The following is a 19,217-nucleotide window of genomic DNA, read 5'->3' as shown; positions in this document are numbered from 1 at the left end:
TTGTAGGTTACTCTTTACTTGCTCTATTTCTTTATGTGGGTATAACTAATTTGTAATTCAATTTAATTGAGATAATCATTATTATCATATATATCTAAACATATATATCTTTTATTGATAGTATGCTAAAATATAGTTAAATATTAAAATTTTAAGACGGTGAAAGGCCGCGTCATACAGGACGAAAATTATGAAAATTGGAGCACTCAAAGAAACATCATTAGGTGAACGCCGCGTTGCTCTAACTCCTGACAGTGCTGTTCAGCTTCAGAAGCTGGGTTATGATTGCCTGGTCGAGAAGAATTCTGGGCTGGCTGCTGGTTTTAGTGATGAGCAATACAAATCTGTAGGTGTTGAAATTGTAGATACCCCTAATGAACTTACTGAGGCTTGTGATGTAATTGTCAAGGTTCTTCCTCCGAGTGAATCTGAACTCCAAGAACTAACCTCATCAAAGACGCTAATCTCCCTCTTCTATCCTGGTAGTAATGAAGCGCTATTGTTGTTGGCTAAATCTTCTGAGTCTAACGTTATCGCTATGGATATGGTACCTCGGATCAGCCGCGCTCAAAAAATGGACGTCCTATCTTCTATGGCGAATATCTCTGGTTATCGAGCTGTGATTGAAGCTGGTAATAACTTTGGTCGTTTTTTTACTGGTCAAATGACTGCTGCAGGCAAGGTTCCTCCAGCAAAGGTTTTGGTTGTTGGAGCTGGCGTTGCTGGTCTTGCTGCTATTGGCACCTCTACTTCTGGTGCAATCACCTATGCATTTGATGTACGCCCTGAGGTGGCCGAACAGGTCGAATCTATGGGCGCTGAATTTGTTTTTTTAGATTTTGCAGATGAACAGGTCAGCGATGCCTCAACTGGCGGCTATGCTTCAGTATCTTCCCCTGAATTTGCAGCTGCTCAATTGGATAAGTTTCGTGAGATTGCCCCGGAGATGGATATTGTTATTACAACTGCTTTAATTCCAAACCGAGAAGCTCCTGAACTTTGGACTGCAGATATGGTTGCTTCCATGAAGCCGGGTTCAGTCATTGTTGATTTGGCTGCAGAAAAGGGTGGAAATTGTAAGCTGACTGTTATTGATGAGCGTGTTGTGACAGATAATGGCGTCATTATTATCGGTTATACGGATTTTCCAAGCCGTATGGCTGCTCAGGCGAGTTCGCTCTATGCCAGTAATATTCGTCATATGATTTCAGATTTAACTCCTAGCAAAGATGGAGTGATCGTTCATGACATGGAGGATGATGTTATTCGCGGGGCAACAATCATTCATGCGGGTGAGATTACGTTCCCACCGCCCCCTCCTAAAGTTCAAGCTATTGCGGTTACCCACAAGGAAAGAACCCCAGATAAAACCCCAGAAGAAATTAGGGCTGATGAAGTTGCAGCGTTTAAAAAACAAACTAAAAATCAAATTATATTGCTCACAGTCGGCGGTATTTTGCTGTTCTTGGTTGGAAGCTATGCGCCTGTTAGCTTTATGCAGCACTTTATTGTCTTTATCCTGTCTGTTTTTGTTGGTTTTCAAGTAATTTGGAATGTTAGTCACTCACTTCACACCCCACTAATGGCTGTGACCAATGCTATTTCATCGATCATCATTTTAGGGGCAATACTGCAGATAAGCTCAACCAGCTTTCTAGTAGTGATACTTGCTGCGATTTCAGTGTTTTTTGCTGGCATCAATATATTTGGTGGCTTCCTTGTAACAAGACGCATGCTCGCCATGTTTCAGAAATCTTAAGGGCTGATATTATGGAAATGGGTTTTACTTCCGCTGTCTATGTTCTTACTGCCGTGTTGTTTATACTATCGCTTGGCGGACTGTCTGGTCAAGAAAGTGCAAAGCGCGCAGTTTGGTATGGTATTGCTGGCATGGCTCTGGCTGTTTCTGCGACCTTATTTGGACCAGGAAATGGACTATGGTGGCTATCACTTATATTGATTGCTGCTGGCGGACTAGTTGGTTACCAGTTAGCATCGAAAGTCGCTATGACGCAAATGCCAGAATTAGTTGCAGGTATGCATGCATTAGTAGGACTTGCTGCAATATTTGTGGGCTTTAATACACACTTTGAACTTGTCAATATTGCATCGATGGATTTGGCTGCCATGAAATCGCTGGAAGGGTTTTCGGCGTTACTCGCTAAAAAGTCAGCTGTTGAAATAAATATACTTCGCGTTGAAACCTCTTTAGGTATTTGGATCGGTGCTGTCACATTTACCGGCTCCATCATTGCATATGGTAAGTTGGCAGGCAAAGTAACCTCAACAGCGTTTAAATTACCTGGAGGTCACTTTCTTAATGCGGCTGCAGCCCTGTTGTCAATATTATCAGCAGTTTGGTATTTAAATAGCGGTGAGTTATTGTCAATGATTGTATTGACATTTCTAGCCTTATTCATCGGATACCACCTAATTATGGGTATTGGTGGGGCTGATATGCCTGTTGTAGTATCAATGCTCAATTCTTATTCGGGATGGGCCGCGGCGGCGATTGGATTTAGTCTTGGCAATGATGTTTTAATTGTTGTTGGAGCGCTCGTAGGATCATCTGGGGCTATCTTGTCTTATATCATGTGTAACGCCATGAATCGATCTTTTGTGAGCGTCATTCTAGGTGGCTTTGGCGGCTCATCTGGCCCTCAAATGGAGCTTCATGGTGAGCAAGTGCCTATAGAGGCAGATGGTGTTGCTTCTGTCCTTAATGATGCAGACAGCATTATCATCATCCCAGGCTACGGCATGGCTGTTGCCCAAGCGCAACAATCAGTTTCTGAATTAGCTCGCAAGCTAAGGGCGCAAGGTAAAAGTGTACGCTTTGCCATTCATCCAGTTGCTGGTCGTTTGCCCGGTCATATGAATGTACTTCTAGCTGAGGCTCGGGTGCCCTATGATATTGTGATGGAGATGGATGAGATTAATGCCGATTTTGCTACTACCGATGTAGCCATTGTGATTGGATCCAATGACATTGTTAATCCTGCCGCGCAAGACGATCCTAATAGCCCAATTGCTGGAATGCCTGTTTTAGAGTGCTGGAAAGCTAAACATGTCTTTGTCTCTAAAAGAGGCCAAGGAACAGGATATTCTGGAATCGAAAACCCATTATTCTTTAAAGAGAATACTAGAATGCTCTATGGGAACGCGAAAGAATCACTCGACAAACTCCTCCCAATGATCGACTAAGAAAACACTTTAAGTATTAAATTTTCTAGCAATATTTCTTTATCTTGTTATCACAATTTTCCATTTAAGTTCGCGTGAGAACAATGTTGCTGTTTGAGGTATTAGGCTCCGCTATTCGAAAAATATGAAAGGGAGAACTCACCCTCCAATATCTCTTCCATAAAGTCACCTAACCCAGTATCCATTCTAAACCCTAGATAAGCTTGGTGCTCCTCCTTGCTATCCCATTGCTCGTATAGCCAAATAGTCTTATTATCTTCACCTACCAATAGTTCAATGTGTTTAAAGCCTTTGTGAGTTCTTGTGACTGCAAATCCATCGTCACTGTGCGCCCAGTCAATAAGCTTCTTTGCTCCTTCTTCATGACAAGGACAATGCGCAAGTACATAAGTCATTTTTTCTCCTCATATTATTTAAGAAATTTTATTGTAACTCAAATAATTCAAAATTCAAAATCTCAAAATCTCAAAAACTCAAAAACTCTTAATTAGATTTTAATTGCTATAAACTTAAGTTAAGCCATAAGGGGAAAATATGACTGTTCAGCACAAACATTTAATCGTAAGAGCGGAGGTTTTGAAGCCACCAACTGATCAAAAATGGGCTCATAGCTGGCTAACTGAATTAGTCTCAAAGATTGGGATGCAGATCTGCCAAGAACCTATTACGACTTATCTAGATATGCCTGGCAATAGAGGCTTAACTGGCTTAGTTATTATTGAAACGTCACATATTGCTCTTCACTGCTGGGATGAAACAGATCCTGGATTAATGCAGCTTGATGTATATACCTGTAGTGATCTTCCTACGGAGATCATTTTTGAAGAAATTAAACAGTTTAGACCCGTTAAAGTTGAATATAAGTTTCTGGACCGAGAGCACGAATTAACTGAAATTGAACTCTAGTTTTTTGGAATAGAATAAAACTATTTCTCCTTCCAAACTGGAACCATTGAGGACCATACTCCGTCTTTCTTTAATCGATGATAAGTTGCAGCTACTATATGAATACCAATCAACCAATAGATAATTGAAACTGCAAATTCATGTGCTTCAATTACAATATTAATTAGTATTCCATCTTTTAAGTCAAGCCAGAATAGTAAACCAATTATTAGCCCAGAAAGAGGGATAGCTGCAAGACAAATATACATTCCATTATGAACAATTTTAGCTGCTAACTTTTGAGGCTCTGGTGTTTGCTCTGGAAGTGATGATTTTTGTGTTTTTTTCATATAAAAAAAACGAACTGCAAGCAGTAGTAGAAATACTGTCGCGAACATCACTTCAAATTGCAAAAGGCTAAACTCCTCCAATTGATTGACGTTATCAACCTGCTTCAAAACACCATAAATAAACAAAAGCACAAAGCCCCAATGCATCAGTTTTGCAAAATAGCTAAATTTTGGTAAATCCATCTTAAGGTTTATTTAAAAAACTTATATTTTAAAAATAATTCTTTCGTATATCAACATTTTTTTGTCTTTAGCTCTAGTCAGCATTGGAGCAGCAATAAGACTTCTCTGGCTCTTCCTAATTAAAATCTTTTAACTATACTTTGATATTTTTTTATCCATGCTACAAGAGCACAAAGATAGAAATATCATATAGGGAGAGTCAAAATGGAGACAGCTGATATTGTTAAATGGATAGCTACAGTTATTCAATTAATAGGTTATGGACTTACAGGGCTAAATCTAGCGCCTTACAATATATTTTTCTTTTTTATAGGAATTGGTTTGTGGTTTGCTGTTGGTTATTTGTGGAAAGATAGAGCAATAATGGTAGTTCATGTTGGAGCCTTTATTTCATTACTAATAGGCTATTTAAGTGCATAAACTTTTCAAGATTCTCTCATTAATTGAAACCCTAAACATCGAACGAAATTTGGACTTTTAAAATGAAAGACCTTTATCATAAGCCTGTTTAATGTAACTCAGACATTGTTCTTTGGTTATTTTATTTGTTTCTTTTAAAATCATAATCTCAGAATCCTTAACACCGCAATAATCTAATACGCCAATATTTAAGGTAGTATTTATTGCAGCTTCATAATCTCTCTTAATTAGTTGATCTTTGGTGGCTCCAGCAACAGCAATCATTAGGCCTTTTTTAACGTTGTGCTCAATAGAGCCATACATTAATCCATAATTCCAAACTCTATCAATCCAACCTTTTAACATAGCTGGAACAGACCACCACCAAAGAGGAAAAATCATAACAACAGCATCATTGTTATTGAGACGCTCAAATTCAGTCTGGACTTCAAGAGAATAGTTTTCAAGAGTCCCATTATTTGGCTCATCTTCAATTCTTAAGATTGGGTCAAAATTTTCTTTGTAAAGGTCTAATAATTCAACTTGATGCCCTACTTTTGTAGCTCCTTCATAAAATGCTTTAGCTATTTGAGAAGTTAAAGAGTCAGGACGAGGATGACATAAAACAACTAATATTTTCATTGTGAGTTTCTGAATGCTTATAAACGGATAATTATTATAGTTCAATAAGAACTAACTCCCTCACACATCAAATGAAATTTGGACTTTAATTCAATTTGCTTTATGCTTCATTTTGCCAGATAGACTCTTTGATTGCCGGAATCAGTATCGATGGATTAGGCCAATCTTCGCAGTGTTGATAGCGATGAGCAAGGCGAATAATTCCTGATTGATCAACGACAAATTCTCCAGGTAGCTGCCATGGGCTATCTACCAGAGCTCCCTCTGTACCCTGACGAGACTGCTGTAATTGAGCACCAGTCTCATAATCAATGCGGAGGTATTCATCCGGCGCATCGTAAATTATTTGAGAGGGTTTGCCTTCCAACAAGTCATACGCTTCATAGACCCGATAAGTTGGGTCACACAAGACGGGACAAGGAATGTCGTGCTTTTCACTATAGTCTTTAGAACGTTCAGGATCACCTTGCCCAATCACAACGACAGATGCACCTAGCTTAATATAGTCCGCATATTCATTTTGAAGAAGTTTTGCGCGATCAACCCCACAACTGCATCCGTAATGTCGCCAAAATAAAATTAAGGCTGGGCCATTGCTCCAAAAATCGCTTAAATGGACTAATTTTCCTGATGTGTCTTTCAATTCAAAATCAGGAGCTAAGTCCCCAACTTGTAATGGTACCTCAGTCCATCGAAGACGAGTTGGTCCTTGCTTCCAAAGGTCAAGCCACTCTGCTTCAGCTTCTTCAATTTGCTTGTCTGTTATGGATGTCATGCTCCCTCCTAGCCCATTGCTTGCAGTTTATAGGGTGTTCTTACTACGCCCATCTCTTCTGCCATTTTTTTAGCTTCGTCTGAGTTAAACATTGCCATCATTCCTGCCGGGTCAAAGACATCCACTACAACGATAGCAGTATTGTCATCTACCTTACCTACTTTAGCATTTCTTGAAAACTCAGCCCTCTTATCAGCCAAGTCATCAAAGCCTTGTTTCCAGTCATCATATGTTCCATTATTAATTTCAATCATTACCATTGTGTTCATTATTTTTCCCCTAAGTTTAATAATAAATTTTTAAAGACTTTCAAAACTTAGTATAAACCTAGCTCCTCATTTAAGTCAAGTTGAGTGATTTTTTAAAAAAAGGAGTATCTGTTAAAGACTTTATGAATATTAGAGAGATATAGTGAGAACTATATGTGGTGGAGGAATGGGATTAAGATAAATCTCTATAACCCCTTATATAAAAGGATTTATAAAATTATCAATAAAAATCTACTCACAATTCTACTCATAAATAGATAGTTTTTAAATCAGTAATAAATAAATATATATTTAGTGATTAACAGTTTTCCATCGCTTCTGATGAAACATTAAGCATACAGTTAAGGTACTCATAATCCATAAACCAAAATGCTAAAGTAAATATACCTAATGGTACTGAAAAAATGATTAAGTATCGAATTCCCAGCTTGCGCCTATCAGTTCTTATCAGGCTGATACCATAAAAGAGACTGAATGCCCATAGAGCTAAGCATATAACTATTAGCATTAAGTATTAACCTCCTCTTTCTCTTTCTCTTGCGCTTTAATATCATCAAGATTACTTTGATGAACATCTTTAAATAGTTGGACAAATCCTTCTCTATGATTTCGATAAAGATAAAGAAATCCACATATCATTCCACACCAAATTAGAACATCATAAGGATAAGTAGCTAAAGCCAGAATAGAGTCGGCAAAGAACACACCGACAATGAAGCAGATAACATAGGCAATAAGTATTCCAAAGTTTTTCATCGTAAAGTGTTAGATACGAATATATAGAGGCTAAGATATGAAAATGCTAGAAGCATTACCGGTGTTATAAGCTCAAATATGCTTCTTTTGAATAAGCGAATAACTATTACTACAAGCGAGCCTACTATCGTTAAACCAAATAGAATCTCAGGTCCACATCCTATTACTGGTGAGCATTGATGAGGCCCCATCGAAGACAGCCACATTGATATTAAACCAAAACCGCTAACTATCCCCCAATTACGCTTGTATTCATTAATTGATGCTCTAACTTCTTGATTATTCATAACCCTAACACTATCCATCCTTTGTAAATTGCTATAGTAAAGTATATACCTAGAAGCAAAATTAATCCTAATCCAACAATAACTATCTTGTATTGAATATCAGCCACCCTCTTGTTGTCTTGAGGCACGGCAACCCATATAAAGCCCAAAAGCAAAAGAAATAGAAAGATTGCTATCAAGGCGAGTAAGCCTCCCCACCTGGAAAAACACCTGGATTAGTCTCCATTAGCCATATCCCAAAAATCGTTGAAGCGACAATAAACAAGATAGGGATAGAGAATAGAATTATGATTACTTTTCCTAGCTTACGATACTTTGTGAGTTTTATGAAAAATAGCCCAAAAAAGAAGAGAAATAACCATCCCGGATAAAGTGGCACTGAATCGAAAAAGTTAATCGTTGTATTTATCATCATATCATTTTAGCAGTGACGACATATCTCAACGGTCCTCTGGCCACTAGAGCATCAAACGGATAACAAGTAATCAACTTGAGCTCGTCTTGGTCTGAGCGTATGGCTAAGTCCTCCTTTGTCGCATCAATAATCTTAATATCACTGACCCTGAAACTTGTTGTCTTATTGTTTCGATCCGTCAACTCAAAAACGTCACTAATTGATACGCCCTGTAAAAACTCAAAGTGTGTGTCTCTGTGCGCTGAAATAATCGTTGTACCTCCCTGGTTCGGCATATAACTAAAAAGGTTATGTCCAGGAGCAAAGGCAAGAGAGTTGCCCTTGTCACCGGAGAGGACAATGAGATCTTGGTTATGTTTATCAGAACTCAGCTTCATGACCGGATGCATATCGGCCCATTTCCAGGGCTTATGGCTCTCTCCTGAGCGGATTGAGTCATTCCAGGCTTCATTAATCAAATACTGAGCTAAGACTGCTTTAGCAGGTATATAGGCCCCGTATGCGAAAAAACTAAGCCCCAAGGTAGCTATAACTATTATCAATCTCTTCATAGCGCAAATCTTCGACGTAGTGTGACCGCAATGAGGAGCAACGAGAGTCCGATATACATTAGAAGCTCAGAGTAGGTTGCAGTCTGCGAGGATGGAACCATTTGCACTGGAGTCTTCACTAATGCTGCAATCTTTTCTGGCACCTTCATTGAGGCAAATGCGCTCACCGGAACGTTGGCACTCTGCATCATCATCTCAAACTGTTTTTGAGCACTAGCATCTTTGACCTTATCTTTAGGTAAAGCCTTCATTAAAGCAAACATCAGCTCTTCCCTATTTTGAAGTTGACCGTCCTCATTCAGCTCAATCTCCTTCTCCAATCCATTAGCCTTCGCTTTCTTGATGATAGCCTGTGTGATGAGCTCTTCGTTCTCAGGCCTTACAGGAGTTATATCAACTGCCACTAGGGAAGTGAAACGTGAGACAAGATGGTAATCTAGGGCAATCTCTGTAACATCTTTTTTAGCCAATTCTGTAGCCTTTGAAGAGAAAGTATTGTTAAAAATATCTGTCAACCGATCAATCTTGCGACTTGCCCAAAGAATATCAATCCCTGAAGTGCCACTAATTTTATCTATGGTGATTGTTTTATTAAACTCTCCATCGATTGTTTTGCCAGTAATTTCAAGTGAATCAGGAAGCGCATTCATCTTGAAGGCGGCGGTAATGGTCTCACCAGCATAAAGATCATGTATCACGTCTTTGGCAAGTTCAGAGGTGATTTCAGGTGGGAAGTTGACTTGTATGTCGGTGAGTGCGGGTGACTCTAACTTTTCAAAGAGTCTATTCATTTTCTGACTAACCTCTTGCTGGCTACCTATATAGGTAAACGCACCCCTTCCAAAATCTGCGAGTTTAGTTAATAAATAAGAGTTTGGCGCCGACCCAATACCAATAGTAAAGAAACGGTCATTTTGAATATTGTAGGAAACATTATTAAATATTGAAGCTTCATTACTGGACTGGCCATCTGTTATAAAGACGATTTGACGGAGATAGTTCTTTGACTCTGAGTCCCTTGATTTAAGAGCAAAATCAATCGGGTTATACATCTCAGTTCCGCCATCTGCATCAATCTTTCTGATGAAGCCTCTAGCCTCACTCATATGAAACTTGGACGCCATCATAGCGGAATCAAAGAGTGGCTCAAATTCAGAATCAAAGTCAATGATATTGAACCTGTCTGTTGGCTTTAATCTCTCAAGCGCATTGTAAAGTGAGTCCTTTGCTTGTCTCATTGAATCTCCACTCATAGAGCCAGACGAGTCAATAATAAAGATGAGCTCGCGAGGCCTATCACTTCTTTTAAATACCTCGTTTTTGGGCGGAATTGCCATCAACAAGAGATATACACTGTTATCGTTTTCTTGAGCAAATAAAGCTATCTCTGGCTCGTTAGACCTGTTTGCAGACCAGGTCAGCTCGAAGTCACGATCGAGCTGAGATGCCTCAGCCAAAGTAATGTACTTAGTCGTCTGATTAAAGCTCTCTGTTCTTATCTTGTGATAGGTTGAATTCAATGTATCAATAGCAAACCCAGCAGTCAGATTAATATCAATCCTGACTGGAAGATTAGTTTCGAAGTTTTCGTCGACCAAAGCCCGGACATGCGTCTCACTAATGGGCGTAATCTTTGATGCATCTTTCACCTCATTGGTATTGAAAGAAGTGCCAAGGGAGTCATCAGGAGTATAAATAGGCGCCCCAGGAATGTATCGGTCACCGACCGCCATTGGGAATCTGACGGAGTATCTGTTGTTGCTAATGCTTACCGCTTGCTGGTATTCGATAGCCACCTTAATCTTTCCTCCTGGGGCAATATTAGCGACATTGGTAGTAAAGATATTGGGACGCTGCTGCTCTACTAGAGATGCACTTTTGCCCTCACTCTTCGCTTTTTCATAAATCTTTTTGGCCTCTTCTTTTTCATGAATCTGACCCTCGACAACCCTCTCGTCGACATACATTCTTAGCTGATCAACAGCTGAGTCTTCAGGCAGTGGAAACACATAGACACCTTCTGCCCATTTGTCTGATGGGTTTGTGAATACCTGTTCTACAATGACTCTGTTAATGTTTCCAGTAATGTCCATCTCGACACTGGTATCGAGTGCGATTTGCATAATGGAGGTATTGTCATCGAACTTAAAGAGCATTGAGCCTGATTCGGCTTCGTTTATTGGATTAGATTGTTTTTCTTGAGAATTGGAACTTGCGATTGCAAGGTTTGTAGCGAGAAGGAGAAAGATTGAGAAGATTAATTTAAATAGTGGGTTGGTTCTTGGCCGGGTCATGATGTCCTATATTAGTGAAGTTAAGATATTGTTATACAAATCAATGACTTCAAAGTATAGGTTTGATGTTTTGTTAATGAATTTTAGGTGAAAAATGAACCTTATTTATCTTATGGGTTATATTTCTACTTTGAGCTCTTTAAGATTCAAGGTCAAAGATTAACTCTTTGTAAATCTCTATGCGCTCATCTGAGCACCCTTCTAGCCTAAGGTGTTTCCATACATCCAGGAGTGAAGAGTCCCTATATTCACGCTCAAGCAATTTAGAACCATCATCATTCCAAAATGTCCATAACCCATCCCCCTGCCAAGCACAATGAATACCTGAACAAATTAACTGTCCTTGATCATTCCAGAAGTTCCATTTACCCTCTCGCTCGTCCTTATCTGCCCATAGCCCTTCAGCCTTCTTATTACCTGTCTCATGCCAATAAGACCACAGTCCAGACTCAAAGTACTCAGTACGAACCCCTCTAGATTTCATGTGACCATTCTCATACCAATAAGTAGAGAGTTCAATTGATTCGTTGAGTTCGACAGATTCAAACTTTATTTTGCCACTTTCATACCAAGACGTGTGATCACCTATCGGCTCCTGACCGTCATAGCTTCCCTCTGATTTTTTTTGGCCGTTTGGATAGTAAAGTGTCAGATATTTAATGCTCATAATATTTAATTGTACCCAACAACAGGTAAGTTGCAATTCCCAGTGTAAATTGATTATTAGACTCTACAACAGATAACTTGCAATTTGTGGTGTAAATTAGTAAGTGTTGTCAGAACAGTCTTTATAGAGGTTTTGACATTCTACTCTTACAGTAACAAAAGATAACTTGCAGAAAGTAATTTATATTAGGAATTATGAATAAAAGACAAGGTCGACCTACCAAATATAGGTCAGAAATGTGCACCATCCTAGAAGAGATGATGCACGAAGGAGCAAGCCAAATTGAAGTGATGGCTGAGATTGATATAACTGAGGATACCTTCTATAGATGGAAGAAAGAAAACGAGGAGTTTTCTGAGTCCGTAGCAAGGGGCAAGTTGCTTTCTCAGGCTTGGTGGGAGAGGATGGGACGAGTCAACCTAGAGAATACCAAATTCAACTATCGCGGCTGGTACATGAACATGAAGAACCGCTTCCAGTGGTCCGATAAGACAGACATCAAGCGAGATGAAATTAAGACCGTCTTGATCCACTCTCCAATCCCTCACTACCCGGGCGAGCAGGACGAAGAAGGATATGTCGACCCATTCAAGGGAAAAAGCAATGGATTATCCTAGGCTCTTAAGACTGGAACAGGTTGTTGAGATGACAACGCTCAGCATTTCAACCATCTATCGCCAAATAAATAAGGGCAAATTTCCAAGACAAAGAAAAATTTCAGAGCGCTCAACCAGGTGGGTTGAGTCAGAGGTTTTAGAGTACCTAAATGACGTTATTAATGACTAAAAATGTTAATCGCTTTCTACACAGCGGTATTTACACAGTAAATTCTATGAAGGACTTAAAAAACCAATTATCTCAATGTTCAAAAACTAGCCAAACGCTGAGGTTTTTTCTATTATCTAACTTCAATAATCAATGCCCTTGATCCAAGACAGGAAGACTAAGCATTACAGATCTTCTATAGAGATTAAAGGAGAAACGCTAAGCATTAATGCAGGATCAAAGAAAGGCATCTATAAGGAAATCATTCAAAGGTTTGTTGGTCAGCTCGATACAGCAATATCGATTCACAACAGACTCCTGGTGATTCGTCTCGATCTCCACTTAAACAATGCGTCACGAGACAACAAAGTGATTTCAAAGTTTATGAACCGATTAAAGCAGTGGCTTAAGAGAAACTATGGCCTAGATAAGGTTGGTTACATCTGGGTGAGAGAGCAAGAGAAATCAGTAAGGCAGCATTACCATTTAGCGCTCATGTTAGACGAGAACAAGATAAGACACCCTAAACGATTAAATGCCCAAATTAAGGAGATGTGGCTTCCTTATGGGCATATGCCAACGGTATTAAACCCTTACTTTAATCTAAACACACTCAAAGCAAACTTCAAAGCCATAAGAAAAGAAATCATATGGAGAGTTTCATACCTTGCAAAGGTCAGAGGTAAAAGGCACAGAGATGTTCAAATTAAGGACTATCAGACCAGCAGGCTATAAAGTAATTAGGTACTTGATACAGCATTGCTATAAGCACTCTGACCGCCACCATAATAATTTGAATAGATATGCTGATAGACTTCATTGGTTTTAAGCCTAACCTCCTCGTCAGGATAGCTCTCCTCTGGAAGATAAAGAAGCTGATCATGGATAGTGGTAATAATTTGTGCTGAGATCTGAGCACTTTCTCGCCATCTTTGAACTGTAAGTTGCCCTTCTTTGAGCTTTGCTAAAGTTTCTCTTGATAGATGTTTAACTTTCTCTTGCTCTTTTATTGTTAGTGAATCTTTTCTTAGCAAGTCATAAATAGCTAGAGTTTCCTCATCTAAATTCTCTTTAGCAGCCCTGTGCTCTTCATTGCTCATCTCATTAACAAACTTTACAAGATCCTCAAAAGCTCTTCTTATTGCCTCTAGATCCTTACCGTCGTTATACTCTTCAATAATTTTTTGATACTTATTGTAGAACTCAAGCCTTAAAGGGTTTTGACTCATCATTATCTTAAGTTTCGTGTCGATTGCTTTTTGAAGATCAAAGACAGCTTTGTTAAGCTTATTTTTTTCAAACATTTTTTTAAGTTTGTCAAAATCAAGATTGCTTAAGTCTACATAGACATCCTCTTGATCGGGCTCTGGAGAAATAGAGATACTGTCACCAACAAGCTCTTGTAGCTTTTTAATAACCTCCGTTATGTCAGCCTCTTTGACAGACTGGTTTAAGCCGCCATAAATCGCATCAATTGCGTTATGTGCTCGCGTGAACTCTCGTACTTCAAGCTCAGGATACAAAGCGTTATATTTTCTTGAGACATCCCTCGCCATTACTTCAAATTTAGCTCTCGTTGTCTCGTTAAGACAAATCGCATTAATTGCATCTGAAATGAGCGCAAGTCTTTGTAAGGGCTCAGCTTCAAACAGATCACTCAAATCAAAATGTAAATCACTTAAGTATTGCACTGTCTCCTCGATAGATTCTCGCAACTCCTGGCTCAGCTCTTCAATGGACTTGGTTGGCTTGTCTCCACTTTGTGATCCTCCACTCTGACCTTCTCCATAAATACTATAAGCCTCCTCTAACTGCTTATAGACGTTACCGTAATCGACGATAAACCCTTTCTCTTTATTGTCATCATAGACCCTATTTGCTCTAGCAATAGTCTGCATTAAAGTGTGGCCTTTGATTGGTTTATCAAGGTAGATGGTTGAGAGGCACGGGACATCAAAGCCAGTAATCCACATCGCGCACACTATAGCCAATCTGAACGGGTTATCTTCATCCTTGAACTCTTTCTCTAAATCCCTTTCAACGAATTTTTTGCGGTGAGTTTTTATATCAAGATCCAGTTTTTTAAATTTATCAACTTCGTTCTGCTCTGAACTCACAACAACACAAATCTCAGTTTCGTCGACTTTATTATATTTCGCCTTGAGTGAAAGCACTTCCTGTTCATCACTCGTTGTTTGTATTTGATCATCTAGCTCCAACAGGTACTCTTTCCAATACTCACTAATGTAGTCATACATTCGGACTGCTGTTGGCTTGTCCATCGCAACGAGCATTGCCTTACCTTGGTAACCCCTTTCGTTAAAGTTCCATGCTATATCTTTAGCGATTGCTCTAAGCCTAACCTCAGAGGTCAGAACTGGATAGTTTGACTTAAAGGCTCTCTCTAGTTTTTTTCGTTGATCTTCGTCGAGGTCCTCATCGTCGATAATGTCTAGCATTTCATCGTCAAGCTCAGGGTTATCTAGTTCAAGTTTTTCACCTTTGTTTGAATAAATGAGTGGCAATGTAGCGCCGTCGTCAATTGAGGATTTAAAGTCGTATACTGAGACATACTCACCAAAAATATTCTTTGTCATTTCATCCTCTCCATCGATGAGCGGAGTCCCAGTAAATCCAAAGTATGAGGCGTTAGGTAGAGCATTAAAGCGCATATTGCGAGCAAAGATTCCACCCTGTGTTCGATGAGCCTCGTCAGAGAGAACAATAATATCGCTCCTCTCACTCAAAAGTGGGTACTCGGTTTCAATTTTAGAGTCTATAGAGAACTTATGTATCAACGTGAATATGTATCTATGGTTCTGCTTAAGAAGGTCTCTTAGATCGTCTCTAGATTTAGCTAAAACATTTTTCTCAGTTACTGCGCCGACTGCGGTAAAAGTATCATAAATTTGAGTCTCTAGCTCACTTCGATCAACTACAACGAGTATTGTAAAGCTGCCCTCAAACTTGCGATGAATCTTTTGTGATAAAAATACCATTGAGTAGCTTTTACCGCTTCCCTGAGTATGCCAAAATACACCTAACTTACCTTTCAAGTCATCTAAAGAGTTCGCACTATTTATAGCTTTATTAGTTCCTATAAATTGGTGGTTTTTAGCCATTATCTTGACAACATCACCACCTGAGTCATCAAACAGTAAAAAGTTCTCAAAAATATCCATCAAGTTCTCTTTGCTGCAGGTTCCTCGAATGGTTGTGTCAAGACTGACTACACCCTTCTCATTCTCATCAATCCTCTTCCATTCATGGAAAAACTTGTAAGGGCTCGTAACAGTCCCAACTCTAGTACCGCTATCATCAGACTTGTCGAGACCGTTTGAGAGTATTACTAGAGCATTAGCACTAAAAAGTTCAGGGATAGTGTCTTTGTAGTCCTTAAAGTTATCCTCATAGGCATGCCTCAAATCTCTGTGGTGAGCCTTTACTTCAAAAAAGACCAAAGGAATCCCGTTCACAAACCCGACAACGTCAGGTCTTCGATTGTAGAGATCACCAACAACTTCAAGCTGCCTGACAGCTAAAAAGTGATTATTAGAAGGATTATCGAAATCAAATACTTTGAGAGTCTTTTTCTCTAGGTGACCTTTAGCATTTGTAAAGCTGACCTTTGCGCCATTTTTTAAAAGCTGGTATTTTTCCTTATTAACTCGCCCAATAGATTTGCTCGACTCTTTTTGAGCAATTTTAAGATATGCATCTTTGTAAGTCGAAGAAGGCAAATTAGGATTAAATTTCTCTAAAGCCTCTAATAAATATTTTCTTAGAATAACCTCATCTTTATTTATCCTACCTAGAAGGCCATCTATTCCAAAGGTTTCTCTGTGCCAGGCAGTTTCTATCTCCCATCCAATGCTAGACAAAACATCAACTGTGGCCTGTTCAACTAGATTATCTTCGTTATAATCAAAACTCATATAGCAGTGTCCAGTTCATCAGTATCAATCATGCCTGTCATCAGACGAGGTAAAAGAATGTCTCTGGCCTCTTTTAGAAGCTTATTCTTCTTTTTAAGAACTCCAACCTCACTCCACATTGCCGATGTAATTGAATCAAATCTATTCATAATATTATCATCTGGCAGAGTAATTATTAAATCTGACACTAAATCACTTTTAAGCGAAGTTTGTCCGGTAGAACCTTGAGCCAGGAGTTCAAAATATTCTTGATGTGCTGAAATAAAATAAAAAAGCATATATTGACTGTAGATATTTTTAGCCCTTAAATATGTAATACAATTATGAATAATCATTTTTGAGTCTATGGATACGTTTTTTGAAACTCGGCCTACTGTGCCATCACCCAAAGAATTTATTAAAATGTCGTTTATTCTTAAATATGATGACTTTTTATCATCCTTCAAATCCTTTGCTATTAATACCCTTTGTAATTCAATTTCACCGTTTCTGACGCAACTTTGATTAAGTACTTCCACACCTTTTGACTCACCTAAATCATAATTGAGAGATGGGCCTTTAGAAACTAATTTTGTATAATCATCGACTTTAATTTTTCTCCACCCAAATGGCAAGCCAGTATTTAAATCAACCTCTAATTTCTTACCATCAATTCTAAAGCGAAGAAACCACTCTTCATAAATAAGTCTTGCCGATTCTTCTAGAAGCTTAATGCGTTTAAGATTATTTTCAATATAATCATCATAGTTAGAAAGTATTTTTGCTATTTTCTTTTGGGTATTTTTACTTTTTGGAACTAATACTTTGATTTTTTCAAATGTTGTTTTGTTTATTATGGGTGTAACTATTCCAGAGTCAAATGATAATAAATAATCCTTAGAATTTCTAAGCAAGTAATAAACAAAATTAAAATCGTATCGTGATTCATCAACAACAATAGAGTTGATTTGTTGATTTGTAAGGCATGACTCAGCTGATAATCCTATTTTTCCAAATCCGTAGCTAAGAGCTGTAAACATTACAGTATTTTTGGGTATTACTTGGTTTTTAAATTTTGCTAATGCTTCAGAAGAAATAGAGGTTAAAGTCGAATTGATATATCTTGAGTCAAAATCCATATCCTTTGGAGATACAAACTTAAAGCCTCCATTAAAATATTTTTCTTCGGAAGTAGGAGGAGTTTTTCCTGTCACAACCCTTCCCAACTCTCCAATTTCAACTTCTAGCCACTCGCTCAAAACTTCAATCCTTTGATAGCTTCTATATGAATATCACTTTCGCCGTTTAATCTGTCTAATTCATTATGTACTTCAGTAACTCTAGATTTATAATCAAAATTTTGATCAACATTAACGACAAAACCAACATAGCGCCCAGGGTTTAAACTAAATTCATTTTCGATGATTTTATCCATTTTGGCAACTTTACATAAGCCTATTACGTCTTCATAAGTTCCATTCTTAAAATTATCAATTAGCCATTCATTCGCAGCAAAATCTACACTCTCTCCTCGATAAGATTTAATTATAGTTGTTAGGCCCTCTAATTGATCTGGGCTAAAATCATTAATAGTAGTGCTTGACTTCCTAAAAGTATTTTTAGCATTGAGCATTAAAATTGTATCTTTATCTTGCTTAATTTTGTTTAAAAACCAAATATGACATGGCCCACTAAACTTACCATAAAAAAAGTTAGTAGCAACACTGACAATTGCTTCCACATGACCTGTTTCTATAAGTTTTTGACGAATATTTTTTTCACTTTTCCCGGCGTCAGCTGCAGAAGACGCCATAATAAAGCCCGCCCTTCCATCATCATTTAAGTAGGAGTATATGTATTGAATCCACATATAGTTACCATTATCTTTTGAAGGTATCCCAAATGGTAATCTTGAGTCTTCTTTGACAAACTCTTTATTTTTATCAATTTTATCAACATTAAATGGTGGATTAGCCATTACAAAGTCGCACTTACCAGTTAAATCATGAGGATTAGAGTAAAAACTGTTATCTTCTATGATTGAACCTTCAATGCCATGAATAGCAAGATTCATCTTGGCCAACTTAGTATTATTCGTTTTTAGTTCTGTGCCATAAACTTTAATGGATTCGTTAACTGATTTATTCGAATAGTCTTTAACAAAGTGTCCTGTCTGAACAAACATTCCTCCTGAGCCACAAGCAGGATCATGAATGATGCCATGATCAGGCTGAATAAAGTTAACAATAAGCTCAACTAGAGACGATGGTGTAAAAAACTCACCACCTTCTTGTGCGCCAGCTCCTGACATTGAAAACTTCATTAAGAAGAACTCGTAAATACGACCAAATGCATCTCCGTTAATTTTTCTTATTGCTTCAGAATTAAAAACCCTTAAAAGTCCTTTTAATAAATCTGATCCCAGCTCTTGATAATTTTTGGGCAGGATTCCTGATAAATCAGAATTTTCTGCTTCAATTAAATGCATAGCATCATTAATAGCATCACTAATGTCTTCTGACTCTGGCATATTAGCTAGATACTCATATTTGGCTTGATTAGGCACAAATAATGTATTAAAAGCCTTGAAATCATCTTTAGTAGCAGAACGAGCCTCACCTGTTCTTGGATTGATTGGAAGATTTAACTTTAACTCAGCTTCGTCAAACTTATTTTGAGCAAATCTAAGAAAAATAAGGCCGAGAACTGGATCTTTGTATTCAGCTGCTGTAAGTTTAGAGTTAGCTCTTAGATCATCAGCAGCACCCCATAATTCTTTTTCTAAATTTTTTAACTGTTCTGAGTTCATATATTTAATTTAATTTGATAATGATTTAATATTGGAAGAATTCTAAAAAGCA

Annotated in this window: 22 protein-coding genes; 7 read left to right on the top strand and 15 right to left on the bottom strand. The window is 38.2% G+C overall.

What is annotated here, in order from left to right; all coding sequences use genetic code 11:
• Positions 1–190 precede the first annotated feature (190 nt).
• Together AC5YGB_RS04230 and AC5YGB_RS04225 are read left to right on the top strand one after the other, a co-directional pair.
• Entirely contained in the window at positions 191–1,759 is a 1,569-nt protein-coding gene (locus AC5YGB_RS04230; protein ID WP_496137965.1) for a Re/Si-specific NAD(P)(+) transhydrogenase subunit alpha, read from the top strand.
• Positions 1,760–1,770: 11 nt separating this feature from the next.
• On the top strand, positions 1,771–3,204 hold the full coding sequence (locus AC5YGB_RS04225; RefSeq protein ID WP_496137964.1) for an NAD(P)(+) transhydrogenase (Re/Si-specific) subunit beta: 1,434 nt from the start codon (positions 1,771–1,773) through the stop codon (positions 3,202–3,204).
• Positions 3,205–3,305: 101 nt separating this feature from the next.
• Here the strand turns inward: AC5YGB_RS04225 and AC5YGB_RS04220 are convergent, their stop codons facing one another.
• Positions 3,306–3,599, bottom strand: a complete 294-nt coding sequence (locus tag AC5YGB_RS04220; protein WP_496137963.1) for an antibiotic biosynthesis monooxygenase — start codon at positions 3,597–3,599, stop codon at positions 3,306–3,308.
• Between the two features lie 139 nt (positions 3,600–3,738).
• Here AC5YGB_RS04220 and AC5YGB_RS04215 point away from each other — a divergent pair, with 139 nt between their 5' ends.
• A complete protein-coding gene (locus AC5YGB_RS04215; protein ID WP_496137962.1) occupies positions 3,739–4,110 on the top strand; it encodes an S-adenosylmethionine decarboxylase in 372 nt (123 codons plus the stop codon).
• A gap of 20 nt (positions 4,111–4,130) precedes the next feature.
• Here AC5YGB_RS04215 and AC5YGB_RS04210 read toward each other — a convergent pair whose 3' ends face one another.
• Complete coding sequence (locus tag AC5YGB_RS04210) at positions 4,131–4,622, bottom strand: cytochrome b/b6 domain-containing protein (protein ID WP_496137961.1); 492 nt, start codon at positions 4,620–4,622, stop codon at positions 4,131–4,133.
• A 204-nt stretch (positions 4,623–4,826) separates the two neighbouring features.
• Here AC5YGB_RS04210 and AC5YGB_RS04205 point away from each other — a divergent pair, with 204 nt between their 5' ends.
• Positions 4,827–5,042: a DUF6552 family protein gene (locus tag AC5YGB_RS04205; protein WP_065353514.1), complete on the top strand. Its 216-nt coding sequence runs from the start codon at positions 4,827–4,829 to the stop codon at positions 5,040–5,042.
• A gap of 57 nt (positions 5,043–5,099) precedes the next feature.
• Here the strand turns inward: AC5YGB_RS04205 and AC5YGB_RS04200 are convergent, their stop codons facing one another.
• The 10 genes from AC5YGB_RS04200 to AC5YGB_RS04155 form a co-directional block, all read right to left on the bottom strand.
• Positions 5,100–5,663: an NAD(P)H oxidoreductase gene (locus AC5YGB_RS04200; RefSeq protein ID WP_496137960.1), complete on the bottom strand. Its 564-nt coding sequence runs from the start codon at positions 5,661–5,663 to the stop codon at positions 5,100–5,102.
• 100 nt (positions 5,664–5,763) lie between these two features.
• The gene (locus tag AC5YGB_RS04195; protein WP_496137959.1) at positions 5,764–6,438 is read right to left on the bottom strand and encodes a redoxin domain-containing protein; all 675 of its coding nucleotides are present in this window, start codon (positions 6,436–6,438) and stop codon (positions 5,764–5,766) included.
• Between the two features lie 8 nt (positions 6,439–6,446).
• Positions 6,447–6,707, bottom strand: a complete 261-nt coding sequence (locus AC5YGB_RS04190) for a hypothetical protein (RefSeq protein ID WP_020024839.1) — start codon at positions 6,705–6,707, stop codon at positions 6,447–6,449.
• Positions 6,708–7,005: 298 nt separating this feature from the next.
• Positions 7,006–7,215 carry a hypothetical protein gene (locus AC5YGB_RS04185; RefSeq protein ID WP_496137958.1) on the bottom strand — a complete coding sequence of 70 codons (210 nt, stop codon included), beginning with the start codon at positions 7,213–7,215 and terminating at the stop codon, positions 7,006–7,008.
• Positions 7,215–7,463, bottom strand: coding sequence for a hypothetical protein (locus AC5YGB_RS04180; protein ID WP_496137957.1), 249 nt, complete (start codon positions 7,461–7,463; stop codon positions 7,215–7,217). The genes AC5YGB_RS04185 and AC5YGB_RS04180 overlap by 1 nt, the downstream gene beginning before the upstream one ends.
• Positions 7,460–7,750, bottom strand: coding sequence for a hypothetical protein (locus AC5YGB_RS04175; protein WP_496137956.1), 291 nt, complete (start codon positions 7,748–7,750; stop codon positions 7,460–7,462). Before AC5YGB_RS04175 ends, AC5YGB_RS04180 begins: the two co-directional genes overlap by 4 nt.
• Positions 7,751–7,925: 175 nt before the next feature.
• Positions 7,926–8,165 carry a hypothetical protein gene (locus AC5YGB_RS04170; protein WP_496137955.1) on the bottom strand — a complete coding sequence of 80 codons (240 nt, stop codon included), beginning with the start codon at positions 8,163–8,165 and terminating at the stop codon, positions 7,926–7,928.
• A complete protein-coding gene (locus tag AC5YGB_RS04165) occupies positions 8,162–8,716 on the bottom strand; it encodes a class GN sortase (protein WP_496137954.1) in 555 nt (184 codons plus the stop codon). The genes AC5YGB_RS04170 and AC5YGB_RS04165 overlap by 4 nt, the downstream gene beginning before the upstream one ends.
• A complete protein-coding gene (locus tag AC5YGB_RS04160) occupies positions 8,713–11,010 on the bottom strand; it encodes a marine proteobacterial sortase target protein (protein ID WP_496137953.1) in 2,298 nt (765 codons plus the stop codon). Before AC5YGB_RS04160 ends, AC5YGB_RS04165 begins: the two co-directional genes overlap by 4 nt.
• Positions 11,011–11,149: 139 nt before the next feature.
• Positions 11,150–11,677, bottom strand: coding sequence for a toxin-antitoxin system YwqK family antitoxin (locus tag AC5YGB_RS04155; RefSeq protein WP_496137952.1), 528 nt, complete (start codon positions 11,675–11,677; stop codon positions 11,150–11,152).
• Positions 11,678–11,871: 194 nt separating this feature from the next.
• Between AC5YGB_RS04155 and AC5YGB_RS04150 the strand changes: the two genes are divergently transcribed.
• The 3 genes from AC5YGB_RS04150 (at position 11,872) to AC5YGB_RS04140 (ending at position 13,177) form a co-directional block, all read left to right on the top strand.
• Positions 11,872–12,294, top strand: coding sequence for a helix-turn-helix domain-containing protein (locus tag AC5YGB_RS04150; protein WP_496137951.1), 423 nt, complete (start codon positions 11,872–11,874; stop codon positions 12,292–12,294).
• Positions 12,281–12,463 carry an AlpA family phage regulatory protein gene (locus tag AC5YGB_RS04145; protein ID WP_496137950.1) on the top strand — a complete coding sequence of 61 codons (183 nt, stop codon included), beginning with the start codon at positions 12,281–12,283 and terminating at the stop codon, positions 12,461–12,463. Before AC5YGB_RS04150 ends, AC5YGB_RS04145 begins: the two co-directional genes overlap by 14 nt.
• Positions 12,464–12,595: 132 nt before the next feature.
• Positions 12,596–13,177 carry a YagK/YfjJ domain-containing protein gene (locus AC5YGB_RS04140; protein ID WP_496137948.1) on the top strand — a complete coding sequence of 194 codons (582 nt, stop codon included), beginning with the start codon at positions 12,596–12,598 and terminating at the stop codon, positions 13,175–13,177.
• A gap of 5 nt (positions 13,178–13,182) precedes the next feature.
• Here AC5YGB_RS04140 and AC5YGB_RS04135 read toward each other — a convergent pair whose 3' ends face one another.
• From AC5YGB_RS04135 to AC5YGB_RS04125, 3 genes are read right to left on the bottom strand one after another with little or no spacing between them, the layout of a single operon-like run.
• Positions 13,183–16,377, bottom strand: coding sequence for an HsdR family type I site-specific deoxyribonuclease (locus AC5YGB_RS04135; RefSeq protein ID WP_496137947.1), 3,195 nt, complete (start codon positions 16,375–16,377; stop codon positions 13,183–13,185).
• Complete coding sequence (locus AC5YGB_RS04130; RefSeq protein WP_496137946.1) at positions 16,374–17,615, bottom strand: restriction endonuclease subunit S; 1,242 nt, start codon at positions 17,613–17,615, stop codon at positions 16,374–16,376. Before AC5YGB_RS04130 ends, AC5YGB_RS04135 begins: the two co-directional genes overlap by 4 nt.
• Positions 17,612–19,165 (bottom strand): N-6 DNA methylase, encoded by a 1,554-nt coding sequence (locus AC5YGB_RS04125; protein WP_496137945.1) that lies wholly within the window; start codon positions 19,163–19,165, stop codon positions 17,612–17,614. Before AC5YGB_RS04125 ends, AC5YGB_RS04130 begins: the two co-directional genes overlap by 4 nt.
• Between the last annotated feature and the right edge of the window lie 52 nt (positions 19,166–19,217).

It is taken from the genome of Candidatus Pseudothioglobus sp. uisw_142 (genome assembly GCF_059512465.1).
Note: the sequence above shows the minus strand (reverse complement) of the source record. Positions and strands in the feature narration are given on the sequence as shown.